This window comes from Acidovorax sp. NB1 (assembly GCF_005405905.1).
In the GTDB taxonomy this organism is placed as follows: domain Bacteria; phylum Pseudomonadota; class Gammaproteobacteria; order Burkholderiales; family Burkholderiaceae_C; genus Acidovorax.
Window position 1 is genome coordinate 1 of record NZ_BJHU01000020.1, and the last position, 25,765, is coordinate 25,765.

The window sequence follows — 25,765 nt, forward strand, 5'->3', positions numbered from 1 at the left end:
GGCGGCCACTTGCGACAAAAGCTGGTCGCCCATGTCGTGGCCCAGGGTGTCGTTCAGATCCTTGAAGTTGTCGAGGTCGATGAACAGCAGGGCGCCGAGGTTTCTGGTGCGCTGGCAGGCGGCGATGGAGCGTTGCAGGCGATCGAGCAGCAGGCGGCGGTTGGGCAGGCCCGTGAGGGCGTCGTAGAAGGCCAGGCGCTCGATTTCTTGTTCGGCACGTTTGCGGTCGGTGATGTCGCGGCACACGCCCAGCACGCCGGTCACGCGGCCGTGCAGGTCGCGGATGGGTGTCTTGATGGTCTCGAACTGGCCCTGGTAGCCGTCTTCGGCAAAGGTGAGCGTTTCTTCGTACACCAGTGGCTGCCAGGCCTGCATGGCGCGCTGGTCGTACTTGCGAAAGCGCTCGGCCTCGGCCGGGTTGGTCAGGTCGTAGTCGTTGCGGCCCACCACATCGCGCTCGGGCCGGCCCGAAAAACGCTCGAACACGGGGTTGACCGACAGGTACACGCCCTCGGCATCCTTGAGGAACACCATGTCCGGCATGGCGTTGACCACGCGCGCCAGGTGCGCCTTTTGGTGCGCCAGTTCCTGCTCGATGCGTTTGAGCGCCGTGAGGTCGTAGGCGAAAACCACCACGGCCGATGCACCTTGCTCGGTAACGGCCTCGGGCGCGAGGGTGGTGTGGCGGTACTGCATGCCGTCGGGGCCTTCGATGCGGTTTTCAAACACCACGGTCTCGCCCGCAAAAGCCTTGTCGAGGTGGGGCTGCATGCGCACAAACACCTCGGCCGGGATCACGTCCTGCAGCAGTCGGCCCTGCAGGTCCTGCGGGGTCTTGTAGAGCCAGCGCGCCTGCTGCTCGTTGACATACAGCACGCGCAGGTCGCGGTCGAGCCGGGCCACCCCGCCCGGAACCAGGCGCAGCATGTTGGCCATGAGCGCATCCTTGGCGCGCGCAGCCTCTTCGGCCAGGTGGTGCGCCGTGATGTCGGTCTGCACCCCGTCCCACAACACGCGGCCATCATCCAGCCGCCGAGGCGAGGAATTCAGGTGCATCCAGCGCACCTGCCCATCGGTGCGGCGCAAACGAAAAACCGCCTCCAGGCTGGTCATGGACAAAAAGGAATGCCGCTCTGCCTCGCGCAGGCGACCGATGTCCTCCTCCAGGATCTGGCGGTACAGCACGCCGGGGTCGGCCAGCACCTCTTGCACGCGCACCCCATTGAGCCGTTCGATGGCGTCTCCCATGTGCACAAAGTGCACGCGGCCGTCGAGTTCGCGCACCACCTGGAACAACACGCTGTGGGGCAGGTTGCGCCCCAGCAGCGACAGGCGGCTTTCGCTCTCGCGCAAGCGGCTCTCGGCCGTCTGGATGCGGGCAAAGGGCTGGCGGATGCCGGCGTCGAACACCGCCTGGTACAGCAGCGCGTAGGCCATCACCCGCAAGCCATGGGCCAGCGGCCCCCCGATGGGCGAGTGCCCGCCCAGGGCCCCCACCGTGAGTTCGCCGCACACAAATGCCATGGCCGCCCAGGCAAACAGGCGATCACGCGGCTGGCTGTCCGCATCGCGGCTGGCGCGGCGGTACAGCACCACGGCAATCACCACCAGCGCCAATGCCAGCACGGCCGCCAGCACCTGCCGCAGCACGCCACCCGCAGCCTGCGCAAACCAGCCCGGCAGGGGACCCATGGCCGATCCCACCACCACCAGCGTGACGCCGCCCGAAACCGCCAGCCAGACCCTGGGGGGCCCCGGCGCTGCCAGCCGCGTGGCCGTGAGCCCCAGGGTGGCCACCTCGGCAATGCGCGCCCAGCTGCTGAGCCACAGGGAGATGTAGGCACTGCCCACGGGCATGTGCACCGGGCCGGAATGGACCAGCACGCCATGCAGAAAGTTACAGGCTGCAGCCACCCCCACGCCCACCACCAGCACATTGGCCCGCGCCTGTTCGTGCGCTTCGAGCGCGTGCAGCGACACCGATACCACCAGCAGCCCCAGCAGCACAGCCGCCATCTCCAGCAGCGGCTCCAGCCCATGCTGAGCCCCCGCGCCGTCCCCCAGCAATTGCACCAGCGGCAATATCACCAGGGCCAGCACGACCACCACCAGCACCACCGTGACAGCGGGCGCGTCCGACAGGTACGCGCGCGTGGTCAAGGGGCGGTTGGGGGGGGGCATGGGCGTGAAGGATGGACGGGTGGCAGAGGGGCGGTACGTGTTTTCGGGGGGACGGCTCAAGTGTATCTATGCGTAAGGAAATAACCAGACCGCTCCACCGGTTGCGCCCCCTGCGAACCTTGGAGCGGCTCACAAAACTCAGCGAAGCGGTTCTGGGTTCTGGCTAGGCGCCGCGTCGCAGGCAGTACGAGCAGTACGAGCAGTACGAGCAGTACGACAAGATATGGCAACGACGCCAGAGGAGTTTTGTTAGCCGCTCTTAGGACGCCGCCCAATAAAAACGGGGCCGAGGCCCCGTAGTTGCAACGCCCCTGTCAGGTGCCCAGCAACTGCCGCAGCACAAAGGGCAGGATGCCCCCGGCGCGGTAGTAGTCCACCTCGATGGGGGTGTCGATGCGCAGCGTGACCACCACCTCCCGCAGGCTGCCATCGGCACGGCGGATGACCAGCCGGGCGTCGCTCTGGGGGGTGAGCGCGGCGTCGGGCACCACGTCGATGACTTCGTTGCCCACCAGGCCCAGCGTCTCCCACGAGTCGCCCGCCTTGAACTGCAGCGGCAGCACCCCCATGCCCACCAGGTTGGAACGGTGGATGCGCTCGAAGCTGCGCGCCACCACGGCCTTGATACCCAAGAGCTGCGTGCCCTTGGCCGCCCAGTCGCGGCTGGAGCCGGTGCCGTACTCCTCACCCGCAAAAATCACGGTGGGCGTGCCCTGGGCCATGTACTGCATAGCAGCGTCGAAGATGAACATCTTCTCGCCCTGCAACGCGCCCTCGTTCTGAAACACCGTGACCCCGCCCTCTTCGCGCGAGCCGTCGGCGGTGGGCGGAATCATCAGGTTCTTGATGCGCACGTTGGCAAAGGTGCCACGCACCATCACGTCGTGGTTGCCGCGCCGCGCGCCGTAGCTGTTGAAGTCGGCCTTTTGCACAGCGTGCTGCAGCAGCCACTGGCCTGCGGGCGAACTCTCCTTGATGGAGCCGGCGGGCGAGATGTGGTCGGTGGTGATGGAGTCGCCAAACAGCGCCATGATGCGGGCACCCAGTACTGACGGAAGTTGGGCATCTTTTTGGCCTTCTCCGCCCGTCCCGCCTTCCTTGTTAGCTCCTCTTTCGAGAGCAAATTGGGCAAAAAACGGTGGCTCGGCAATATAGGTGCTGGCGGGCCAGGTGTAGGCCGTGCCACTCACACCCTTGATCTTCTCCCACAGCTTGCCGGGGTCGGCGGCCACCTTGGCGTAGTTCTCGCGGAAGGCCTTGCCCTTCATGGCGAACTTCAGCAGCGCATGCACCTCGTCGCTGCTGGGCCAGATGTCGCCCAGGTAGATGTCTTTGCCCCCCTTGCCCTGGCCCACGGGTTCGGTCATCAGGTCCTTGAGCACCGTGCCCGCAATCGCGTAGGCCACCACCAGCGGCGGGCTGGCCAGAAAGTTGGCTTTGAGGTTGGGGTGGATGCGCGCCTCGAAGTTGCGGTTGCCCGACAGCACGGCCGCGCACACCAGGTCGTTGCCAGTGATGGCCTCATTCAGCTCAGGAGTGAGGTCGCCCGCATTGCCGATGCAGGTGGTGCAGCCATAGCCCGCAATCGAAAAGCCCAGCTTTTCCAGGTAGGGCAGCAGGCCGGTTTCGCTGAGGTACTCGGTCACGATGCGCGAGCCGGGGGCCAGCGAGGTCTTGATGTGCGGCTGCACCTTGAGCCCCGCCTCCACCGCCTTCTTGGCCAACAGGCCCGCCGCCAGCAGCACGCTGGGGTTGCTGGTGTTGGTGCAGCTGGTGATGGCGGCAATCAGCACGTCACCATTGCCCACGGTGGGGTCGGCGCCCTTGGCGGGCAAAGTGGCGCTGCGGGCCTCGGTATGGGCCGTGGCTAGGGCTGGTTTATTGGCCTCCATCTCCACCACCGAGCGCGGCGCACCGGCGGGCGTGGGCTTGCCGTCGGGTGCCACATCGGCGACCACTTCTTCAGCGCGGTGGATGTGGAACCGCGTGTGCAGCAGTTCGGCCGGACGGTTGAAGCCGTTTTGCGCATTGGGTAGGCTGAACAGGTCGGCAAACTGGCGGCTGACCTGGCCCAGCTCGATGCGGTCCTGCGGGCGCTTGGGGCCCGCCAGGCTGGGGGTGACGCTGCCCAGGTCGAGCGTCACGACCTGCGAGTAGTCCACCTCGCCCGCCAGCGGCACGCCAAACAGGCCCTGGGCCTTGAAGTAGGCCTCGAAGGCTTCGATCTCGGCCTTGGTGCGGCCCGTGCCCTGGAAGTAGTCAATGGTCTTTTCATCGACCGGGAAGAAGCCCATGGTCGCGCCGTATTCGGGCGCCATGTTGCCGATGGTGGCGCGGTCGGGCAGCGCCAGGGTGCGCGTGCCTTCGCCAAAAAATTCGACGAACTTGCCCACCACCTTGTGCTTGCGCAGCAGCTCGGTCACCGTGAGCACCAGGTCGGTGGCCGTGACGCCCTCGCGCAGCCGCCCGGTCATCTCGAAGCCCACCACATCGGGGGTGAGGAAGTACACCGGCTGGCCCAGCATGGCGGCCTCGGCCTCGATGCCGCCCACGCCCCAGCCCACCACGCCGATGCCATTGATCATGGTGGTGTGGCTGTCGGTGCCCACCAGGGTGTCGGGGTAGTAGACGTTGTCCTTGCGCTTGTGCACGCCGCGCGCCAGGTATTCGAGGTTGACTTGGTGCACGATGCCAAAGCCCGGGGGCACCACGCCAAAGGTGTCAAAGGCCTGCATGCCCCATTTCATGAACTCGTAGCGCTCGCGGTTGCGCTGGAATTCAAGCTTCATGTTCAGGTCGAGCGAATTCTTCTTGCCGTAGTGGTCGATCATGATGGAGTGGTCCACCACCAAATCCACGGGCACCAGGGGTTCGATCTTCTTGGGGTTCTTGCCCAGCTTGGCGGCCACGCTGCGCATGGCGGCCAGGTCGGCCAGCAGCGGCACGCCGGTAAAGTCCTGCAGCACCACGCGCGAGACTACGAAGGGGATCTCGTCCTTGCGCTCGGCATTCGGCGCCCAGCGGGCCAGTTGCTCCACATGCTCAGGCGTCACCTTGCGGCCATCGCAATTGCGCAGCACCGATTCGAGCACGATGCGGATCGACACGGGCAGGCGCTTGATGTCGGGAAACTTCCTGGCCAGCGCGGGCAGGGAGTAGAACTGTCCCTCCTTGCCAGACGCTGTCTTGAAGCTCTTGAGGGTGTTGGCAAACGCGTGGCGGGTGGGCTGGGGCGACGACTTGCGCGAGACGGCCATGGCGGACTCCTGTGAAAGGCAACACGACCTATTCTGGCAGTCCTGTATGGCGGTGCAATCGTGGGGCCTTACCGCCCCACGGGGCTGAGCGGCTGGCCCCCGCCCCTGGGCGGGCGGTATCTATCAAACAAAAATAGCCGCTTGCGCCTGATAGGAAAGCAAAGTTAGCTATGTTTTGTATAGCAAGAACAGCATCATGCGACGGCCCACACACGCAGGCGGCGCACGCCCCACCACTGCAGCTCGGCCAGCAACGCCACCGACACCACATGCACCAGCAGATACGCCTGGCCCAGCAGGGTGGGCGTGAGCGTGGAACCCAGCAGCAGCACCAGGCTGGCCGCCGCCCAGGCCAGGTTGCCCGCAATCAGCACCCACAACCAGCCCCGGGGCATGGGCTCGGACCGGGCAATCGCTATCGCTATCGCCAGTGCGGCGTACCCTAGCAGCATCACGCCGGTCACCTGCAACAGCCCCGCAGGCAGGCCGAGCCATTCGGCCAGCGGCGCCGTGAGCAGCAGGTGCAGGGCACCCAGCAAGACCCCCGTGGAGGCATCGAACCAGACCACGGCACGCAGGAATCGGGGGGAAGGCATCAGATTGAACATGAAAGGCTCCTAGGCGGGTTGAAGAAAACGAAGAACAGGCCAGCATCGTTCCCGGCATCGCGCACACCGTCGATGACATGGCAGGTAATGGCCAGTGGACTGTTTGAACCTAGGATGTGGCCCATGACCTCCGCATCCGCCCCCTCGCACCGCAATCCGCGCCCCGCCCTGCCCCACCGCCCGGCACCGGCCGGGCCCGCGTCGTTCGGAGACCACCTGCGCACCTGGCGCCAGCAGCGCCACCTGAGCCAGCTGGAGCTGGCGGACGAGGCCGACATCTCCACCCGCCATGTGAGCTTTATGGAAACCGGCCGCACCAACCCCAGCCGCGACATGGTCCTGCGCCTGTGCGAGCGCCTGGCCATCCCGCTGCGCGAACGCAACGCCTTGCTGGTGGCGGCGGGCTATGCGCCCATGTACCGCGAACGCGCGCTGGACGACCCGGCTTTGGCCGCCGCCCGCCAGGCGGTGGAGCTGGTGCTCAAGGGCCACGAGCCCTGCCCCGCCATTGCGCTGGACCGCTGCTGGAACGTGGTGGCCACCAACCGCGCCGCGCTGGCCCTGCTGTCTGCGCATGTCAGCCCCGAGCTGCTGGCACCGCCCATCAATGTGTTCCGCCTGAGCCTGCACCCCCAGGGCCTGGCGCCCCGCATTGCCAACCTGGCGCAATGGCGCGCGCATTTGTTCGAGCGCCTGCGCCAGCAAATCCAGGCCACGGCCGACCCCACCCTGATCGCCTTGCAGGCCGAGTTGCAGGAATACCCCGCCCCCGAAGAAACCACGCCGCTGGTTTTGGCCGGTGAAATGCTGGGCGTGGTCATGCCGTTTTGTTTCGAGAGTGTGCACGGCATGCTGTCGCTTATCAGCACCACCACGATATTCGGCACACCGGTGGATGTGACATTGCAGGAGTTGGCCGTGGAGTCGTTCTTTCCAGCCGATGAATTCACCGCCCAGGCATTGCGTGAACTGGCGCAGCAGCAAAATGCCCAAGGTTGAGCCCCACAAACCCACCGGGCTCACACTGGCCCACCACGGCAGATGGCAAAGGGGCCTACCGAAGCCCCGTTAGTCCTTTAATCCTTTACGCCCCATTCTTCGCGCAGCCAATAAAAAAGCCCGCTTCAGCGGGCTTTTCGGTTGTGGCGGCGGTCCACCATCAAATGGCGAACTTCTCGCGGTTCTCGTTTTGAATCCAGCGGGGTGCCTTGCCACGGCCGGTCCAGGTCTGGCCGGTAGCGGGGTCACGGTACTTGGGGGCCACCTTGGAGCCAGCTGTCGAACTGCGGCCGGTCTTGCCTGCGGCCTTGCCAGCAGGGAACACGTCCTGAGCGGTCAAACCATATTCAGCGACCAGTGCACGAACCTGGGACACAGCATCCGACAACTCGCGGCGCCGTGCTTCGCTGATTTGTTGCTCAAGGGCTTCACGCTGCTTCAAAAGTTCTTTGTAGCTGGTCATGGTGTCTGGATAAAAGGTGTGAGGTTGGTGACGACTCGATTATAGGAATAATCCCGGTTGCGGAAGCCCGGCCGGCAAATTTTCTCCGAGAAAACCACAAATAACACAGGCCTATATTCATTCAGGGCCAATACCAAGGCTCCGCATTGGGCCTATCTGCGCAATTTTCAAGGCCCAAGAGGTACTTCTGTCGCCATTCGTGAGTCAATATCTCCCCGCGCAAACCACTGGCCCGCGGCGGCCAGGCAAGGGTGGCTGGAGTGCAAGAATAGCTGGTTTAACTCTGCGTCGCCGCCCCGGTGTAATCCCCTGCGGCCTTGGCAGAAAATCCACGCTCCTTCCCTCCCACCACACACCATGGCCATTTATTGCATCGGCGATGTCCAGGGCTGCGACAGCGCCCTGGGCCGCCTGCTGGACACCATCGGCTTTTCTGCCAGCCGCGACACCGTTTACCTGCTGGGCGACCTGGTCAACCGGGGCCCTGAATCGGGCGCCGTGCTGCGCCGCTGCATGCGCCATGGCGACGCCATCCGCTGCCTGCTGGGCAACCACGACCTGCACCTGCTGGCCGCCGCCGCAGGAGCCCGCAAACCCTCGCGGCGCGACACGCTGAGCGCGGTGCTGAACGCACCCGACCGCGAGGCCCTGCTGGCCTGGGTGCGCCAGCAGCCCCTGGCCCGTGCGCACACGCACGCAGGGCAGACCCTGCTGATGGTGCATGCCGGTGTGTTGCCCACCTGGTCGGCAACCGACACGCTGGCCTATGCCGACGAGGTGCAGGCCGTCTTGCGCAGCCCCGAGCTGCCCGCTTTCTTGCAGGCCATGTATGGAAACACACCCGACCGCTGGAGCGACCACCTCACCGGCACAGAACGGCTGCGCGTGATCGTGAATGCCCTCACCCGGCTGCGCTTTTGCTCGGCCGACGGGGTGATGGATTTTGAAAGCACCGAAAGCGCCAGCGCCGCGCCGCCCGGGCTCATGCCCTGGTTCGATGTGCCAGGGCGCCGCACGGCGGGCACCGTGATGGCCTTTGGGCACTGGTCCACACTGGGCTGGCTGAACCGCAGCGATCTACTGGGGCTGGACACCGGCTGCGTATGGGGCGGCTGCCTGAGCGCCGTGCGTTTTGGCGCCACGCTGGCCGACCGCGAACTGCTGCAGGTGCACTGCGAACAGGCCCAGGCGCCAGGCTGAGCCCCCAAGCGTCAGGACGCCACCGGCTCCAGCAGCGCCGCCATGGCGGGAGACTGCCAGACACTGCCGTCCTGCCCTGCCACCAGCACCGCCAACCCTGGTGCACGCTGCACCAGCGCCCGGCCCGCCTGCGCGCCCTGCACCATCAGCGCCGCGCCCAGGCCGTTGACGGCGGCCACATCGCGCGCCACCAGGCTCACGCCATGGACCCCCGATGTGGGGCGGCCCGTGCGCGGGTTGAGCACATGGTGCTGGCGCTGGCCTGCATGGAAGAAGAAACGCTCATAGTCGCCCGATGACGCCACCACGCCGCTGCCCGCCACCGCCACCACACCCAGCAAACGCTCGGGGGAGCGCGGGTCACGCAGGCCCACACGCCAGGGCCTGCCTTGCCACAGCCCCTGGGTCAGCACATCACCACCGCCATTGACCATGGCGTTCTCGACCCCCTCCGAGCGCAGCACCTTCATGCCTGCTTCGAGGATCGGGAGCTTGGCAATCCCGCCCAGGTCCAGCGCCATGCCCTGGCGCACCAGAAAGGCGGTGCCCGCCTGGCTATCAAGCACCAGGCCCTGCGCACCCACCAGCGGCCGCTGCCGCGCCAGCTCGGCGGCCTCCGGCACCACCTTCGCGCCCGGACCGAAGTTCCACGATGTGAAGGCGCCCACGGTCACATCAAAAGCGCCCCCGCTCTGGGCCCACACGCGCTGCGCACTCTGCAGCACGGCCATGACTTCGGGCGGCACGGCCACGGGCGTGATGCCTGCCGCCAGCTGGATGCGGCGGACCACGCTCTGTGGCTGGTAGCGGCTCATCAAGGCCTCCAGCCGCTGCATCTCTGCATAGGCGCGGTCCATGGCGTGGCGCAGCAGCGGGCCGTCAGGGCCCTCGGCCACCATGTCCACCTGCGTGCCCATCAGGGCCCGCGTGGTGCGGCAGGACTCTGCCCGCCCGGCCACCGCTGCCGCCCCGGTGTGCCAAAGTGCGCTGCCCAGCAAGGGCAACGCCATGGCCACGCGGCGGCGTGACAGGCCACGGGGGCGCAAAGAAGCTTGCAGCATGGCGCCTCCGCTCAGAGCGACTTGTCGGCCATGTAGTCCACAGCCGCCTTCACGTCGGCATCGCTCAGGTTGGCGGCACCGCCCTTGGCGGGCATCATGCCCTTGGCACCGGTAAAGCCCTCGATGGCGTGCTTGTACAAGGTGTCCTTGCCCTGGGCAATGCGCGGGCCCCAGTCGGCCTTGTCACCCGGCTTGGGGGCGCCGGCCACACCAGCGGCATGGCACATGGCGCAGGTCTTGCCGAACACGCTCTTGCCCAGCTCGTTCTCTGCCGCTGCTGCGGGGGCCGGTGCAGGCGCAGGGGCTGGTGCACTGACAGCGGCAGGTGCCGCAGCCGCAGCGGGCTCCGGCTTCTTGTCGCCACAGCCCGCCAGCAGCGCGGCCACGATCGCCACGGCGACCATCACGGTGTTCTTTTGCATCGCATACATCCTGTTCTTGGGGGTTGAAACAGCCATCCAGTAGGGCCTGGCAGATGGTGCCGGGCCTCCTCTGGAGAGGTGCAAGAACTGTAGGCGCTGAGGGCGCTTTGGAGCACAAGGGCGCAGTGCCAAAGGATGATCCAGATCAATTAGATTCATATTACGTGAATCTATTATTCGGGCCATGCAAAGCCATCACACCCTGCGAACCCTGCGCCTGTGGGTATTGGCGTGGTTTGTGTTGGCACTGGGGGTGGCGATGGCCGCCCCGCTGGTGTCGCCCCCCCGCATGGAGCTGGTCTGCTCGGGTGCAGGCACCGGTGGCAAACGCCTGGTCGTTCAGGCCACCGATGGCCTGGCAGCGCCGCATGCATCCACCCTGGACTGCCCCCTGTGCCTGGCGGCCGACACACCGCCCTCATCCGCACACACAGCACAGCCCACGGCGCAAGCACCGGCATACGAGCCCCGCTTTCACACACCCCTTTTCGCACAGCGTGGCGCTGCGCGAAGCCCCCCTGCGCGTGCGCCCCCGCTTTTCAACTGAGCCCATCCCCTAGAGGAACCAACCATGAACGACAGAAAAGAAACCTCCCACCCCACCGCCGGCATGGGCCGACGCAGTTTCATCAACACCGCTGCACTGGTGGGATTGACCGCAGGCGTCGCCGCCTGCACCGAAAAGCCCGGCGCTGCTACGCCCGCAGCTCCAGCCCCCGCAGCCCCTGCGGGCGGCCATGCCAGCGCAGGCGCCAGCGTGCACCTCAAGCCCGGCGAGCTGGACACCTACTACGGCCTCTGGAGCGGCGGCCACACGGGCGACATGCGCGTGCTGGGCCTGCCCTCCGGCCGCGAAATCACCCGCATCCCTTGCTTCGTACCCGACGCCCTGGTGGGCTGGGGCATCACCAACGAATCCAAGGCCGTGATGGGCACCAAGCCCGACGGTCACCTCGAATACACGGTGGCCGATACCCACCACACCCACGCCTCGTACAAGGACGGCAACTACGACGGCCGCTACGCCTGGATCAACGACAAGATCAACAGCCGCGTCGCCCGCATCCGCCTCGACTATTTCATCTGCGACAAGATCACCAAGCTGCCCAACGTGCAAGGCTTTCACGGCATCTTCCCGGACAAGGCCGATCCGGTGGACCCGGCCATCAACTACACCACGCGCGTGTTCTGCGGCGGTGAGTTCGCCATCCCCATGCCCAACACGGGCACCGAAGACGCCAGCAAATACCGCTCCATGTTCAGCTGCGTCGATGCAGAAACCATGGAAGTGCGCTGGCAGGTGCTGATCGATGGCAACTGCGACCTGGTGGCCACGTCCTACGACGGCAAGCTGGCCGCCACCAACCAGTACAACACCGAGATGGGCGCGAAGTATGAGGACATGATGTCCGCCGAGCGCGACGCCTGCCTGTTCTTCAACGTGGCCCGCATCGAAGCCGCCGTGAAGGCTGGCAAGTTCAAGACCATCGGCACCAGCAAGGTGCCCGTGGTGGACGGCACGCACGAAGCCAACAAGGACCCCAAGACGGCCCTCACCGCGTATGTGTCGGTGCCCAAGAACCCCCACGGTGTGAACGCCAGCCCCGATGGCAAGTACTTCATCTGCGCCGGCAAGCTCTCGCCCACCGGCACGGTGATCGAACTGGCCAAGGTGCTCGACTACTTTGAAGGCAAACTCGAAAAACTGGACGCCGCCATCGTGGCCGAAGTGGAACTGGGCCTGGGCCCACTGCACACTGCGTTTGACGGCCGTGGCAACGCCTACACCACCCTGTTCCTGGACAGCCAGGTCGTGAAGTGGAACGTGGAGGCCGCCATCAAGTTCCACGCGGGCGACAAGACCGCCAAGTACGTGGTGGACCGCCTGGACGTGCAATACCAGCCTGGCCACTTGAACGCCTCGCAGTCCGAGACCAAGGCCGCCGACGGCAAGTTCCTGGCCGTGGGTTGCAAGTTCTCCAAGGACCGCTTCCTGCCCGTGGGCCCGCTGCACCCCGAGAACGAGCAGCTCATCGACATCTCGGGCGAGAAGATGGTGCTGCTGGCCGACCACCCCGTGCGCGGCGAGCCCCATGACTTCATCATCTTCAAGCGCGACCTGGTCAAGCCCAAGCAGGTCTACACGCTCGACGAATTCCCGCTGGCCGTGAAGGACCCGAAGGAATCCGGCGTGTTCCGAAACGGCAAGAAGGTCACGGTGAAGATGACCTCGCAAGCCCCAGCCTTCAGCCTGCGCGAGTTCAAGCTCAAGAAGGGCGACGAGGTCACGCTGATCCTGACCAATCTGGACAAGATCGAGGACCTGACGCACGGCTTCGCCATCCCGAACTACAACGTGAACTTCATCGTGAACCCGCTGGAGACCAAGTCGGTGAGCTTCGTGGCCGACAAGCCCGGTGTGTTCTGGTGCTACTGCACGCACTTCTGCCACGCACTCCACCTGGAAATGCGCACGCGGATGATTGTGGAAGGTTGATTCGGAGCATCCCCCTGAGGCGCTGCGCGCCTTCACCCCTTCTCTCGAATGGCTGCGCCATTCGGGAAGGGGGACGCAGCCCTCGCTGCGGGGCGGCCCTTGCTTGGCTGCCCTGGTCTTTTGGGGCGCGCCAGTTGCGCAGATTGCGCCCCTTCTTTGAATCAAATGAGCCCCTGCCGCGCATCCAGTATGCGATGGCAGCTATCAAAACAATAGTCCCATGATGTCCCTCGCTCCACGGATCGCTGCCTGCTGCATGGCCCTGCTGCTGGTGCTGCTCGCGCCCCGCGCCCAGGCGGGCGCGTACGAGGCCGAGCTGCCTGCCAACCTGGCCACGGCAAGCGACCTGTGCGCGCTGCTGCCGTGCGCCGATGCGTTCCCGGGCGCCGTGCGATTCTCCGAGCGCAAGGGTCAGCCGCCGTATGTCGAGGCCTATGGCGATGGCGGCAAGCTGCTGGGCTACGTGATGCTGTCCACGGACATCACCGACACGCCCGCGTACTCGGGCAAGCCGGTGGTCACGCTCATCGGCATGGATGCACAGGGCCGCTTCGTGGGCATCAAGGTGCTCAAGCATTCCGAGCCCATCCTGCTCTTGGGCATCCCGGAATCGGCGCTGACGAACTTCAACAACCAGTACCTGGGCAAGTCGGTCACCGACACCATCGAGGTCGGCCCCTCGCGCCCCGATGAGAACGTGATCGGCGTCGATGCCATCTCCGGCGCCACCGTCACCGTGGTCGCGCAGAACCAGGTGGTCATGGCCTCGGGCTCGGCCGTGGCACGGCAGACCGGCATCATCGCGCCCACGGTGCGCGAGGCCGCGCGTTTTGCCCACACCGGCCAGGCCTACAGCTGGGCACGGCTGGTGCAGATGGGCGCCGTGCAGCAGCTGCTGGTCAAGCCCGAGCAGGTGGGCCTGCCTCGGGGCCCGGAGCCCTTCATTGAGCTGTGGTTCGGCGACCTGAACCACCCCGATATGGGCCAGAGCCTGCTGGGCAAAAACGGCTTCGAGAACCTGCGCTCGCGCCTGAAGGACGGCGAGAACGCGCTGTTCGTCATCAAGACCGGCGGGCAGGAGTCGTTCAAGGGCTCGGGCTTCGTACGCGGCGGCATCTTCGACCGGGTGCAGGTCAAGCAGGGGTCGGACTCCTTCACCTTCCGCGACCTGGATGCGCTCAACCTCTACGGGCTGGAGGCTGCCGGCGCGCCCGGCTACAACGAATCGGCCATCTTCATCATCCGCTCGCAGGCCTTCTCGGCCGCGTACCCGTGGAAGTTCGCCTTCCTGGGCAACCGTGTGGACCGCGCCACCGGCCACCGCAGCTTTGCGGTGTTCGAGTCCAAGTACTGGCTGCCCGCCACGCTGCTCGACGGCGGCCGCCCGGAGGTCAAGGAACCTGACGCGCCCTGGGTGCGCATCTGGAAATCGCAGGCGCTGCCCATCGCGCTGTTCGCGCTGCTGCTGGTGGGCGTCACGGTGGTCTATGCGCTGCGTGAAAGGCTCACGCGCCGCTCCACCCACAAGAACAAATGGCCGGTGAACGCCTTCAAGTACAGCTTCTGGGCCATCAGCATCGGCTGGATCGGCTTCGGCCAGATGGCGCAGCCCTCCATCACGCAGGTGCTGACCTGGTTCCACGCGCTGCTGTTCCAGTGGACCTGGTCGCTGTTTCTGTCCGACCCGTTCATCTTCCTGTTCTGGATCTTCATCATCGCCACGGTGTTCCTGTTCGGCCGCGGGCTGTTCTGCGGCTGGATGTGCCCGTTCGGTTCGCTGCAGGAGGGCATCTACAAGGTCGCTCGCGTCCTGGGCCTCAAGCGCTTTCAGACCCAGCTGCCGCAGAAGTGGCACGACCGGCTCAAGTGGGCCAAGTACGCGGTGTTCTTCGGCTTGCTCGCGGTGTCGATGTTCTCCATGGGCCTGGCCGAGAAGCTGGCCGAGGTGGAGCCATTCAAGACCACCTTCCTGGTGGGCGTGCTCAACCGCGCCTGGCCCTACGGCCTGTTCGTGGCGGCCATTCTGGGCGTGTCGATCTTCATCGAGCGGCCCTATTGCAAGTACATCTGCCCGCTGGGCGCGTCGCTGGCCATGCCCAGCACGTTCCGCTGGTTCGGCCTCAAGCGCAAGCAGGACTGCAACAGCTGCAAGGCCTGCGCCGTGGGCTGCGGCGCCCAGGCCATCGACACCGACGGCCGCATCGACCACCGCGAGTGCCTGCACTGCCTCGATTGCATGGTGCTTTACACCGACACCAAGGGCTGCCCGCCGCTGGCCAAGGAGCGCAAGCGCCGCGAGAAGGACGGCCTCGCGATCACGCCCATCGGCGCCAACGGCTACTTCATCCCCATCCACCCCGCCACCGTGGCCGATCAGATTTCGGCCAAGGCCGCGCAGGGCCCGGACCCGCGCATGCCCACCGCACAGGCACAGCCTGCGCACAAGGCCGATGTCCATGGCCTGCGCTGGATCTGGGCAGAACTGGTGGACCACCTGTGGCCCTGGTGCCGCGAAGGCTGGGCATCGCGGCGCGCGCTGCACATCGCCGGGTTCTCGCTGGGTGTGGCCGCCAGCGTGGCCTGGGTGATGGCGGCCCTGGGCACGCTGTCCTCGGGCGCCATCATCGGCTGGTGGTTCGGCTGGAGCGTGTACGAGGTGCTGATCCGTCTGTCGGGCAAGCGCTACGTGAAGGACGGGCCCTGGTGGCAGGGCCGCTACCGCGTGGCGGGCGTGATGGACATGCTGAGCTACGTGGGCTTCAAGAACCTGTTGATTGGCGCGGCACTGTTCCTGGCCATCAAGGCGCTGGCGGGGCTGGCGTGATGAAGCTGCCCCAGGCCCTCTCTGCCCCGGCCCTGGCGCTGATGCTGGCTTTGCCCGCCTGCGCGGCCACGGTGCAGGTCGCCCCCGGGCAGGACCTGCAGGCCGCCGTCAACGCCGCTGCGCCGGGCGACACGGTGGAGGTGCAACGCGGCTTCTACCGCGTGAACACGCTGCGCATCGGCAAGGCGCTGACCCTGCGCGGCATCGGCCGCCCCACGGTGAGCGGCGGCCAGCAGGGCGACACCATCCGCGTGGCCGCGCCCGACGTGGTGATCGAGGGCCTGATCGTGCGCGACTCCGGCACCAGCCTCAAGGACCAGAACGCGGGCATCTACATCCAGCCCGGCGCGCACCGCGCGGTGGTGCGCCACAGCGACCTCACCTACAACCTGTTCGGCCTGTGGATCGAGAAGGCAGACGGCGTGCAGGTGCTGCACAACACCATCACCGGCCTGCGCGACGTGAACTCCTCGCAGCGCGGCAACGGCGTGCAGCTGTACAACACCCAGGGCGCCCGCATCGAGGGCAACCACATCAGCTTCGTGCGCGACGCGCTGTATGTGGACGTGTCGCACCACGCCATCTTTCGCGGCAACAAGCTGCACCACAGCCGCTACGGCACGCACTACATGAACTCCTACTACAACCTGTGGGAGGACAACGACACCTACAACAACCGGGGGGGCCTCGCGCTGATGGAAGTGCGCGACCAGGTGGTGCGCAACAACCGCGCGTGGAGCAACAGCGACCACGGCATCATGCTGCGCACGCTGCAGGATTCGGTCATCGAGAACAACCTGGTGGCAGACAACCAGCGCGGCTTCTTCATCTACGACGTGGAGTACGCCACGCTGCGCGGCAACCGGGTGGTGCGCAACACCGTGGGCGTGCACCTGTCGGCCGGCTCCACCCGCAACGTGGTGGACGGCAACGACTTCATCGGCAACCGCGAACAGGTGCGCTATGTGGGCGCCCGCGACGAGCGTTGGGGCGGCCCGCTGGGCAACTACTGGAGCAACTACCTGGGCTGGGACCGCGACGGCAACGGCGTGGGCGACGTGCCCTACGAGGCCAACGACATGGTGGACCGCCTCACCTGGCGCCACCCCACCATCAAGCTGCTGCTGGCCAGCCCCGCCGTGCAGGCCCTGCGCCTGGTGGGCCAGCAGTTCCCCGTGCTGCGCGTGCCCACCGTGGTCGACCCCAAGCCCCGCATGCACCCGCTTGCGCAATCGCCCGTGCAGCCGAACACACCCGAACGGAATCTTCAGCGTGACCCGCAACCCTCCCCCCATTGACCTGCGCGCCGGCCCCGCCATCGAGGTGCTGGACGCCCACAAGCACTACGGCGCGCACCACGCAGTGGACGGCATCGACCTGCGCATCGAGCGCGGCGAAATCCTGGGCCTCATCGGCCACAACGGCGCGGGCAAGAGCACGCTGTTCAAGATGATCCTGGGCCTCACGCCCGCCACCTCCGGCGAGATCCGCGTGGGCGGCACCAGCGTGTCGGGCCGCGACTTCCGCACCGCGCGGCGCCACCTGGGCTACCTGCCCGAGAACGTGGTGCTCTACGACAACCTGAGCGGGCTGGAGACGCTGCGCTTTTTTGCGCGCCTCAAGGCCGCGCCGCCGGCCCAATGCGCCACGCTGCTCGACCAGGTGGGCCTGACCCCGGCCGGCAACCGCCCGGTGCGCGAATACTCCAAAGGCATGCGCCAGCGCCTCGGTTTCGCGCAGGCGCTGCTGGGCAGCCCCCAGGTGCTGCTGCTGGACGAACCCACCAACGGCCTGGATCCGCAGGCCATCCGCGACTTCTACGCCACGCTGCGCGGCCTGCAGGCCCGGGGCGTGACCATCGTCATCACCTCCCACATCCTGGCCGAGCTGCAGGAGCGCGTGGACCGTCTGGCCATCCTGACCTCGGGCAAGCTGCAGGCCCTGGGCAGCGTGCAGGCGCTGCGCGAGCGGGCCCACATGCCGCTGGCCATTGACCTCGTGCTCGCCCCCGCCGACGTTCCGGCCGCGCAGCAGGCGGTGGCCTTGCTGCCCGGCATCACCGCGCTGCCGACGCCCGAGGGCCTGTGTCTGACCTGCCCCCGCGCGCTGAAGGTTGCCGCGCTCGCGGCCCTGGCGCCACTCGGCACGCGGCTCGTGGACGTGCAGATCCACGAGCCCTCCCTCGAAGACCTGTACTTCGACCTGCGCAAGGCCTGACCATGGAATTGACCCAGATCCTCACCATCGCCGCCAAGGAATTCCGCGACCGCATGCGCAACCGCTGGGTGCTGGCGGTGGCCCTGGTGTTCACCGTGTTCTCTCTGGCCATCACCTACTTCGGCGGTGCGCAGCAGGGCACGGTGGGCCTGCGCTCCATCGAGTTCACCATCGCGAGCCTGGTCAGCCTGGTGATCTACCTGATCCCGCTGATCGCGCTGTTGCTGGGGTTTGACGCCATCGTGGGCGAACGCGAGCGCGGCTCGCTCGACCTGCTGCTGTCGCTGCCGCTCACGCGGCTGGAGCTGCTGCTGGGCAAGTACCTGGGGCTGGCGGGGGCGCTCACGGTGTCCACGCTCGCGGGTTTCGCGCTGGTGGCCGTGTTGCTGTACCGCCAGTTCGGCTGGGGCGGGCTGTTTCACTACGGCGGTTTCATGGCCAGCGCCGTGCTGCTGGGCCTGGCGTTCCTGAGCCTGGCCCTGCTGCTGTCGGTGGTGGTGCGCGAGCGCACGCGTGCCTCGGGGCTGGCGATTGCCGCGTGGTTCTTCTTCGTGCTGGTGTTCGACCTGCTGCTGCTCGGCGCCCTGGTGGCCACGAGCGGCAGCCACGGCGGCGAGGCCATAGCCTACCTGCTGCTGCTCAACCCCGCGGACGTGTTCCGCATCCTCAACGTGTTCTCACTGGAAGACGTGCGCACCCTGTACGGCCTGACCAGCATCGTGCCCCCAGCCCTGGCCAAGCCATGGCTCATGGGCGCGGTGATGGGCGGCTGGATCGTGGTGCCGCTGGCGCTGGCGGGCTGGAGATTCAAACCATGACACACCAATACCAATGCACCTGCGCCACGCGGCGCCAACTGCTGGGCTGGGCGGCGCTCGCATCGCTGGGCGCGCTCACCGGCATCGCTGGCTGCAGCCAGGCAGACACCGGTGCGCAATCCCTCGCCCCGGTGGAAATCGACCGCACCACCAGCTGCGAGCTGGACGGCATGCTGCTGGCCGACTACCCCGGCCCCAAGGCCCAGGTGCACTTCACGGGGCAGAGCAAGCCCTCGTTCTTCTGCGACACCGTGGAGCTGTTCAGCACGCTGCTCGCGGGCGAGCAGGTGCGCGCTGCGCAGGCCGTGTATGTGCAGGACATGGGCAAGGCCGACTGGAACGCCCCGCAAGGCCACTGGATCGACGGCAAGACCGCCCTCTACGTGGTGGGTGGCAAGCGCCACGGCTCCATGGGCCCCACCATCGGCAGCTTTGCGCAAGAGGCCGATGCGCAGAAGTTCGCGGCCGAATACGGTGGCAAGGTGCTGCGGTTTGCCGAGATCCGGCCCGCCATGGTGGACCTGAGCGGCGGCGCGCTGCACGACACCCGCATGTGAGCCAGCCATGCGCCTGCTGCCCCACCCTGCTCCCGGCCACACCCGCCCGCCCACCCGGCGGGCTGCGCTGGCAGCCCTGCTGGTGCTGGGCACAGGCGCGATCGCGGCCGGTGGGACGGCGTGGCCATGGCGGCGGGGCAGCGGCAACGCATCGTCCACCGCTCCGTTCGGGCCGGGCGACGACGTGTGCATTGTTGCGCCGCCCACGCCACACAACCCGGCATCCGGCCAGCCGCTGGCGGCTGCGCGCGAAGTGCCCCAGGACGCCCGCTGCCCCGTGTGTGGCATGTACCCGGCGCGCGCACGCGCCTGGGCGGCCCAGGTGATCTTTGCGGATGGGGATGCGTATTTTTTCGACTCGCCGCTGAGCCTGATGCTGTACCTGGGCAATGTGGCGCACTACACGCGGGGCCGCGTGCCCGAGGCCATCGTGGCCCGCTATGTGAGCGATGCCGACACGGGCGCCTGGGTGGACGCGCAACAGGCGGTGTATGTGACAGGCTCTTCGGCCCTGGGGCCCATGCGGGCGGGCAATCTGCCAGCGTTTGCGGGGGCTGCGGCAGCGCAGCGGTTTGTGCAGGTGCAGGGCGGCAGCCTGCGCGCATTCAGCGCCATCGACGCGCCCCTGCTGCGCGGACTGGCGCCCCACCTGCGGGCCGACCACCACCCACACAGGGAGGCCCCATGAAGCGGGCCACATGGTGCAGACCCCATGGCAGGGGCCCGCTGCGCTCTAGCTATCAAAAATATAGCTATCAGTGCTTACTGGCCGCGCGGTAGAGGCCAAAAAACCTTCAAACCAGCGCTCACTGCGCCGAGGTTTCGGGCTGGACGGCTTTGAACAGTGCAGCCACCTTGCGCTTGGGCTTGATGTTGGCCGAGATGCTGCTGCGCGGCGCGGCCTTGGTCGCGGCCTCCCAGGCGGGGGCGGCGTCCGAGGCTGGGCTCGCCTCGTAGGGTTTCTCGAAGAACGGGTCACGCGAGACTGCTGCGGGGCGGAAGCCCCGGTGCTGGTCGCGTGGCTCGCGGGATTCGCGGGACTCACGTCCTCCCCGGTAGTCGCGATCCCGTTCACGGCGCGGGCCCGCGCTGCCCAGGGCATCGCGGCCGTCGCCGGTCTCGCCCGCTTCGCGCCAGGCACGGCGGCCGTCGTTGATGCGGCCCCGGGGCTGGTCTTCTTCGTATTCGACGGCTTCCAGCTCGATCTTCTTCTTGATCAGCTTCTCGATGTCGGCCACCAGGCGCGCATCGCTGCCCGACACCAGCGTGACCGCCAGGCCGGACGCGCCCGCACGGCCCGTGCGGCCAATGCGGTGCACATAGTCTTCGGCGTTGAAGGGCACGTCGAAGTTGAACACGGCGGGCACGTCCTTGATGTCCAGGCCGCGCGCGGCCACATCGGTACACACCAGCAGGTCCACTTCGCCCTTCTTGAAGGCTTCCAGCGCCTTGAGGCGCTCGTCCTGGCTCTTGTCGCCATGCAGGGCAGCCGTCTTGAGGCCCTCGCGCTCCAGGCTCCGTGCCAGGCGCGCGCAGCCGAGTTTGCTGTTCACGAAGATGAAGGCCTGCTTGATGCCGCGCGTCTTGAGCACCTGGTGGATGGCGCGGCGCTTGTCGTCGTCACCCGCGCTGTAGAAGCGCTGCTCCACGGTGGAGGCCGTCTCGTTCGGGCGGGCCACCTCGATGGTGATGGGGTTTTGCAGGTAGCTGCTGGCCAGGCGCTTGATCTCGGGCGAGAAGGTGGCACTGAACAGCAGCGTGGTGCGGGTCTTGGGCAGGTAGCTCAGGATGCGCTGCAGGTCGGGCAGGAAGCCGATATCCAGCATGCGGTCGGCCTCGTCGAGCACCACGTACTCGACCTGGTTGAGCACCGCGTTCTTGGCCTCGATGTGGTCCAGCAGGCGGCCCGGCGTGGCCACCAGCACCTCGACGCCTTTTTTCAGCTCGATGGTCTGGGGCTTCATGTCCATGCCGCCAAACACCACGGTGCTGCGCAGCTTGGTGTGCTTGGCGTACAGCGCGATCTGCTGCGCGACCTGGTCGGCCAGCTCGCGCGTGGGCAGCAGCACCAGGGCGCGCACAGGGTGGCGGGCGGGCGAGGTGGAGCTGTTTTCGTGCTTGAGCAGGCGCTGCAGCAGGGGCAGCGAGAAGGCGGCGGTCTTGCCGGTGCCGGTCTGGGCGGCACCCATCACGTCCTGGCCGGTGAGCACGACCGGAATGGCCTGCTCCTGGATGGGCGTCATGGACTCGTAGCCCATTTCGGCCACGGCACGTGCCAGCGGCTCGGCCAGCGATAGATTGGAAAAGGAACTAGTCATTAAAAGCGTGTTTGTAGGCGACGCTGAATTTATGTCTGAGCAATGTGGCACGCCCTTGGGAGGGGGCTGGCTGCAAGGCGCAAACCGCAGCCGGGCTGGTGGCCCGGCGAGGAGTGCAACGCCGCAGAGAGGGCCCCAGCGGGCAATGTGCCGTGCGCCGGGGACTGTTGGGGCGTTGCGCTAGAACCTGCTCACGATCTCCCGCGGCACCGGGGGCCGCGCGAGGTCATGAACAGGCTCGCAGCCCTCTATTGTCGCACCGGTGGCCCAAAAAGCGATTTTTTGCGCTACGGAGTAGCGCGCAGCACAGGCCAGCAGGCGGCGCGAGGCACCCATTTACTACTATTTTGATAGCTTAAAAAGCACACCCATTGCGCGCATAGGCCAATTTTTGCTTGTGAAAATCACTCGAGCACGGCCCGCAGCTGGCGCGTGGTGACCGCCAGCCGCCTCGCCCCGATCTGCGCGAGGTTATTCATCACCGTGAGCGCAGCCTCGGGGTATTGCCGGGCCCAGGCGTCGAAATGTGCGCGCGACAGCCGCACCAGGTGCGCAGGCCCGCGCTCGGCCCCGGCGCAGGCGCTGCGGGCCGCACCGTTGAGGAATGCCATCTCGCCAAACGCCATGCCCGGCCCCACGGTGGCCAGGCGCAGGCCCTTGTCGGGCGGCCACAGGGTCACCAAGGTGATGTGGCCCGACTTGACCACCAGCAGGTCGTGGTCGGTGTCGCCCGCGCGGAAGACCACGCCGTGGGCGGGCACGTCCAGCGGCTCCAGCAGGGCCATGAGCGCGTCGGCGGCGGCACGGGGCACGCCCTCGCCGATTTCGCCCAGCAGGTCACGCTCGGGGCGCGCAGGACGCTGCTCGATGGGGCGCTGCGACAGGATGCCGGCCTCGGCCCATTCCAGCGCGCGGTCCAGGTCGGCAAAGGCGCGCACATGTTCGCCCGCGTGGTCGGCGGCCAGGGGGTCGAGCGCCGCCACGGCGGCTGCAATGCCCTGCTGGCCCAGGTCGCGCACCAGCGCGCGCAGCTGGGCCAGCGCCGTGCTGTCCCAGGCGGGCACGCGGCCCGCATCCAGAATCACCCAGCGGTGGCGCGGCTGCAGCAGCATGCGCACCTGCTCGGCCAGGTGGGCCGCCACGCCAAACGACATCACGCCCTGCAGCTCGAACACGGCCACCTGGTTCATGCGGGGCGCGAGCCAGGTGTCCGAGCCCGCGCGGCGCAGGCGCCGCGAGCGCAGCTCGCCATCCAGCCGCACATGGCGCAGCACCGTGGCGGCCGAGTCGTGCAGCAGCACAAAGGTGGCCACCACCAGGCCCGCCACCAGCGCGCCCACGCCGCCCATCACGGCAAACACCAGGGCCACCAGCCAGCTCTGCGCCCAAGTCACGCGCGAGCGGCGTGCATAACCCAGCGACCACATCAGCCCCGGCACCTGCATCAGCCCGGCCAGCACCAACCCACCCGCCAGACAGGCCATGGGCACCCAGTGCAGCCACCACGGCCCCGTGAGGGCCACGCCCAGCATGATCGCAGCGTGCCAGCGCGGCGCATCACGCGATGCGCCCGCCTGCGCCAGCACGATGCGCGAGCGCGACGCGCTGGTGGACGCCGGAATCATGCCCGCCAGGCCACACAGCGCGCCCAGCAGGCTTTCGCGGCGCAGGGCCAGGTTGGCGTCACCGCGCAGGCCGTGGTCCAGTTCCAGTTCCTGGTTGAAGACCAGAATTTCGAGGCTGTTGACCAGCGCCATCAGGAGCGCCAGTACCACCAGGGCCGCGCCCTGCTGCTGCGCCAGGGCCATCCAGGGGATGCCACTCCAGTCCGGCAGCGGCGGCCAGGCAAACACACTCGGCTGCACGGCAGGCACCAGCACGGCCCCGGGCCCGCCGCTCCACCACCCTGCCGCCGCCACAATCAGCGCCACCACGGCCACTGCCGTCAGCAGGCCAGGCATGCGCGGCCAGCGGCCCCGCAGCCACCAGGCCAGCCCCACTACGGCCCCGGCCGCCAGCGCATGCCAGCCCAGCTGGGCATCCCAGGCTGCAGCCGCCCCGGCGCCAAAGCCGTTGCGCACCTGGCCCAGCACCATCGACAGGCCCACGCCCGCCGCAAACCCGTGGGTGACCGAAATCGGCAAGAACCGCGCCACCGACGCCAGCCGCAGCACACCCAGCAGCCACTGAAAGACAAACGCCAGCGCCACTGTGGCCCCGCTCACGGCCAGCACCTGCCGCGCATTCAGCCCCAGCGCGGGCGCGGCGCCGTGGGCCGTGGCCAGCACGGCCGCAAACAGCAGCGCCACCACCGTGGTGGGCGCATACACCACACCCGCACGGGGCGCCAGCAGCGTGAGCAGCAGGCCCGGCAGCGCGGCCGACCACAGGGCCAGCGCCGCCAATGAATAGTCGCCCGCCAGGGGCGCAAACGCCAGCAACCCCAGGCCCACGGCATGGGGCACGGTGACCGCCGCCGCAGACCAGGCCGCCGCCGCGCCCGAGGGCTGCGTTGCGGGGTCAGGCGCCCGGTGGGATGGCGCCGCCAGGGGCGCTGCGGAGGACATGGGCCGTGGTCTTCAAAACCCGTACGGGCTGCGGCGGCCTACAGGCTGCGCGCAGCAAAGGTGTCGCAGGCCTTCACGCTGCCGTTCTGCAGGCCGTTGTGGAACCAGCGCTGGCGCTGGGCACTGGTGCCGTGGGTGAAACTCTCGGGCACCACGGCGCCGCCCTGGGCGCGCTGCAGCGCGTCGTCACCGATCTTGGCGGCCGCGTTCATGGCCTCTTCCACATCGCCCTGCTCCAGGATCTGACGCGCGTTCTGCGCGTGGTGGGCCCACACGCCCGCAAAACAGTCGGCCTGCAGCTCCAGCCGCACCGACAGTGCGTTGTATTCGGCCTTGCTCACCCGGCCACGCATCTGGTCCACCTTGCCGCTGATGCCCAGCTGGTTCTGCACATGGTGGCCCACCTCGTGCGCGATCACATAGGCCTGGGCAAAGTCGCCCGGGGCGCCCAGGCGGTTCTTGAGGGTTTCATAAAAGCCCAGGTCGATGTAGACCTTCTGGTCGGCCGGGCAGTAGAACGGGCCCATGGCCGCCTGGCCGGTGCCGCAGGCCGTGGGCGTGGCGCCCCGGAACAGCACCAGGCGTGGCTCCTGGTAGCGGCCGCCCCCCTGGCTGAACACCTGGCCCCACACATCCTCGGTGTCGGCCAGCACCGTGCCCACAAAGCGGGCCATGGTGTCGTCCGCTGGCGGGCGGTGTGCAGGGCCCGGGTGCTGCTGCACCTGCGCGGGTGACCCGCCACCACTGAGCAGCCCCAGAATCGTCAACGGATTGATACCCAGCACCCAGCCCCCCAGCAGGGCGATCACGATGGTGCCGATGCCAATGCTGCGCCCGCCGAATACCGGCGATCCGCCCCCGCCGCCGCCATCATCGCCACGGCGGTCTTCCACGTTGTCGGATTCGCGATTGCCTTCCCATTTCATGCCAGATCTCCTGCGCCCTCCTGCGGTTGGAAGGCCAATGCTGGATATTACGCGCCGTGCAGGTGCAGCCAGGGCGAACTACGATGCATGCCTGCCACAGGCCCGCCGCACCGCTTCCATGATCAACGACACCCGCCACCTCACACCCCCGCCCGACAAGGTGATCCTGCTCACCGGCTTCGACCCCTTCGGCGGCGATCCACTCAACCCCAGCTGGCTGATTGCCCAGGCGCTGCACGGCCAGCACATAGGCGGCCACCGGGTGGTGGCGGCGCAGCTGCCCACGGTGTTTGGTCAGTCGCTGCAGCAGCTGGCAGCGCTGGTGCACACACACCAGCCCGCGCTGACGGTATGCCTGGGCCTGGCGGGCGGGCGCAGTGCGCTGTCGCTGGAGCGCATCGGCATCAACATCAACGACGCCCGCATCCCCGACAACACTGGCGCCCAGCCCATCGACACACCCGTGGCAACCGACGGGCCCGCCGCCTACTTCGCCAGCCTGCCCGTCAAGGCCATGCTGCGCGCCGTGCAGCGCGCGGGCTTGCCCTGCGAGGTATCGCAGACGGCGGGCACCTTTGTCTGCAACCATGTGCTGTATGGCCTGTTGCACCTGCTGGCGCAGGGCGCAGGCCCCGCCGGGGCGCGGGGCGGCTTTGTGCATGTGCCCTGGCTCACCGGGCAGGGGGCGCCCCACCTGCCGCTGCGCGACATGGTGCGCGGCATCCACACCGCGCTGTGGGCGGCCGTGCTGGCCCCGCAAGACATCACCCTGCAGGCCGGAGCCACACACTGAGACCGCCTGTGGGCAGCACACCGAAGATGCCCTGAAAAACAGGGGGTTGCCTCTGCC

Annotated in this window: 20 protein-coding genes; 11 read left to right on the forward strand and 9 right to left on the reverse strand. The window is 67.4% G+C overall.

Translation table 11 applies throughout. The features are described from left to right. The 3 genes from AvAM_RS08110 to AvAM_RS08120 all read right to left on the reverse strand — a co-directional run. On the reverse strand, window positions 1–2,181 hold a 2,181-nt coding region (locus AvAM_RS08110; RefSeq protein WP_137746588.1), incomplete at its 3' end, for a PAS domain-containing protein. Between the two features lie 314 nt (window positions 2,182–2,495). Then, window positions 2,496–5,438 carry an aconitate hydratase gene (locus AvAM_RS08115; RefSeq protein WP_137746589.1) on the reverse strand — a complete coding sequence of 981 codons (2,943 nt, stop codon included), beginning with the start codon at window positions 5,436–5,438 and terminating at the stop codon, window positions 2,496–2,498. Between the two features lie 194 nt (window positions 5,439–5,632). Beyond that, on the reverse strand, window positions 5,633–6,046 hold the full coding sequence (locus AvAM_RS08120) for a hypothetical protein (protein WP_137746590.1): 414 nt from the start codon (window positions 6,044–6,046) through the stop codon (window positions 5,633–5,635). 123 nt (window positions 6,047–6,169) lie between these two features. Between AvAM_RS08120 and AvAM_RS08125 the strand changes: the two genes are divergently transcribed. Continuing rightward, complete coding sequence (locus AvAM_RS08125; protein ID WP_137746591.1) at window positions 6,170–7,045, forward strand: helix-turn-helix domain-containing protein; 876 nt, start codon at window positions 6,170–6,172, stop codon at window positions 7,043–7,045. A gap of 160 nt (window positions 7,046–7,205) precedes the next feature. Here the strand turns inward: AvAM_RS08125 and AvAM_RS08130 are convergent, their stop codons facing one another. Beyond that, window positions 7,206–7,508, reverse strand: a complete 303-nt coding sequence (locus tag AvAM_RS08130) for an H-NS histone family protein (protein WP_137746592.1) — start codon at window positions 7,506–7,508, stop codon at window positions 7,206–7,208. Window positions 7,509–7,865: 357 nt separating this feature from the next. Here AvAM_RS08130 and AvAM_RS08135 point away from each other — a divergent pair, with 357 nt between their 5' ends. Continuing rightward, window positions 7,866–8,708, forward strand: a complete 843-nt coding sequence (locus AvAM_RS08135) for a symmetrical bis(5'-nucleosyl)-tetraphosphatase (RefSeq protein ID WP_137746593.1) — start codon at window positions 7,866–7,868, stop codon at window positions 8,706–8,708. A gap of 11 nt (window positions 8,709–8,719) precedes the next feature. Here AvAM_RS08135 and AvAM_RS08140 read toward each other — a convergent pair whose 3' ends face one another. Next, window positions 8,720–9,769, reverse strand: coding sequence for an FAD:protein FMN transferase (locus tag AvAM_RS08140; RefSeq protein WP_137746594.1), 1,050 nt, complete (start codon window positions 9,767–9,769; stop codon window positions 8,720–8,722). An 11-nt stretch (window positions 9,770–9,780) separates the two neighbouring features. After that, on the reverse strand, window positions 9,781–10,191 hold the full coding sequence (locus AvAM_RS08145) for a cytochrome c5 family protein (protein ID WP_137746595.1): 411 nt from the start codon (window positions 10,189–10,191) through the stop codon (window positions 9,781–9,783). Window positions 10,192–10,375: 184 nt separating this feature from the next. Here AvAM_RS08145 and AvAM_RS08150 point away from each other — a divergent pair, with 184 nt between their 5' ends. The 8 genes from AvAM_RS08150 (at window position 10,376) to AvAM_RS08185 (ending at window position 19,792) form a co-directional block, all read left to right on the forward strand. After that, complete coding sequence (locus AvAM_RS08150) at window positions 10,376–10,738, forward strand: DUF2946 family protein (RefSeq protein ID WP_137746596.1); 363 nt, start codon at window positions 10,376–10,378, stop codon at window positions 10,736–10,738. 24 nt (window positions 10,739–10,762) lie between these two features. Further along, entirely contained in the window at window positions 10,763–12,688 is a 1,926-nt protein-coding gene (gene nosZ, locus AvAM_RS08155) for a TAT-dependent nitrous-oxide reductase (protein WP_137746597.1), read from the forward strand. Window positions 12,689–12,908: 220 nt separating this feature from the next. After that, window positions 12,909–15,512: a NosR/NirI family protein gene (locus AvAM_RS08160; RefSeq protein ID WP_137746598.1), complete on the forward strand. Its 2,604-nt coding sequence runs from the start codon at window positions 12,909–12,911 to the stop codon at window positions 15,510–15,512. Then, window positions 15,512–16,810: a nitrous oxide reductase family maturation protein NosD gene (locus AvAM_RS08165; protein WP_137746599.1), complete on the forward strand. Its 1,299-nt coding sequence runs from the start codon at window positions 15,512–15,514 to the stop codon at window positions 16,808–16,810. Before AvAM_RS08160 ends, AvAM_RS08165 begins: the two co-directional genes overlap by 1 nt. Beyond that, on the forward strand, window positions 16,806–17,729 hold the full coding sequence (locus tag AvAM_RS08170) for an ABC transporter ATP-binding protein (RefSeq protein ID WP_137746621.1): 924 nt from the start codon (window positions 16,806–16,808) through the stop codon (window positions 17,727–17,729). Before AvAM_RS08165 ends, AvAM_RS08170 begins: the two co-directional genes overlap by 5 nt. Window positions 17,730–17,731: 2 nt before the next feature. Next, window positions 17,732–18,547: an ABC transporter permease gene (locus AvAM_RS08175; RefSeq protein ID WP_137746600.1), complete on the forward strand. Its 816-nt coding sequence runs from the start codon at window positions 17,732–17,734 to the stop codon at window positions 18,545–18,547. Continuing rightward, the gene (locus AvAM_RS08180; protein ID WP_137746601.1) at window positions 18,544–19,104 is read left to right on the forward strand and encodes a nitrous oxide reductase accessory protein NosL; all 561 of its coding nucleotides are present in this window, start codon (window positions 18,544–18,546) and stop codon (window positions 19,102–19,104) included. The genes AvAM_RS08175 and AvAM_RS08180 overlap by 4 nt, the downstream gene beginning before the upstream one ends. Window positions 19,105–19,111: 7 nt before the next feature. Then, window positions 19,112–19,792, forward strand: a complete 681-nt coding sequence (locus AvAM_RS08185; protein ID WP_171012169.1) for a nitrous oxide reductase accessory protein NosL — start codon at window positions 19,112–19,114, stop codon at window positions 19,790–19,792. Between the two features lie 118 nt (window positions 19,793–19,910). On the opposite strand, the gene AvAM_RS08190 is transcribed toward AvAM_RS08185, so the two are convergent. The 3 genes from AvAM_RS08190 to AvAM_RS08200 form a co-directional block, all read right to left on the reverse strand. Further along, window positions 19,911–21,422 carry a DEAD/DEAH box helicase gene (locus AvAM_RS08190; RefSeq protein WP_137746602.1) on the reverse strand — a complete coding sequence of 504 codons (1,512 nt, stop codon included), beginning with the start codon at window positions 21,420–21,422 and terminating at the stop codon, window positions 19,911–19,913. Window positions 21,423–21,826: 404 nt separating this feature from the next. Then, a complete protein-coding gene (locus AvAM_RS08195; RefSeq protein WP_249368011.1) occupies window positions 21,827–23,989 on the reverse strand; it encodes a SulP family inorganic anion transporter in 2,163 nt (720 codons plus the stop codon). Between the two features lie 38 nt (window positions 23,990–24,027). Further along, complete coding sequence (locus AvAM_RS08200) at window positions 24,028–24,915, reverse strand: neutral zinc metallopeptidase (protein ID WP_137746603.1); 888 nt, start codon at window positions 24,913–24,915, stop codon at window positions 24,028–24,030. Window positions 24,916–25,033: 118 nt separating this feature from the next. On the opposite strand from AvAM_RS08200, the gene pcp reads away from it, so the two are divergent. Then, window positions 25,034–25,708, forward strand: a complete 675-nt coding sequence (gene pcp, locus AvAM_RS08205; protein WP_137746604.1) for a pyroglutamyl-peptidase I — start codon at window positions 25,034–25,036, stop codon at window positions 25,706–25,708. Window positions 25,709–25,765: the final 57 nt, after the last annotated feature.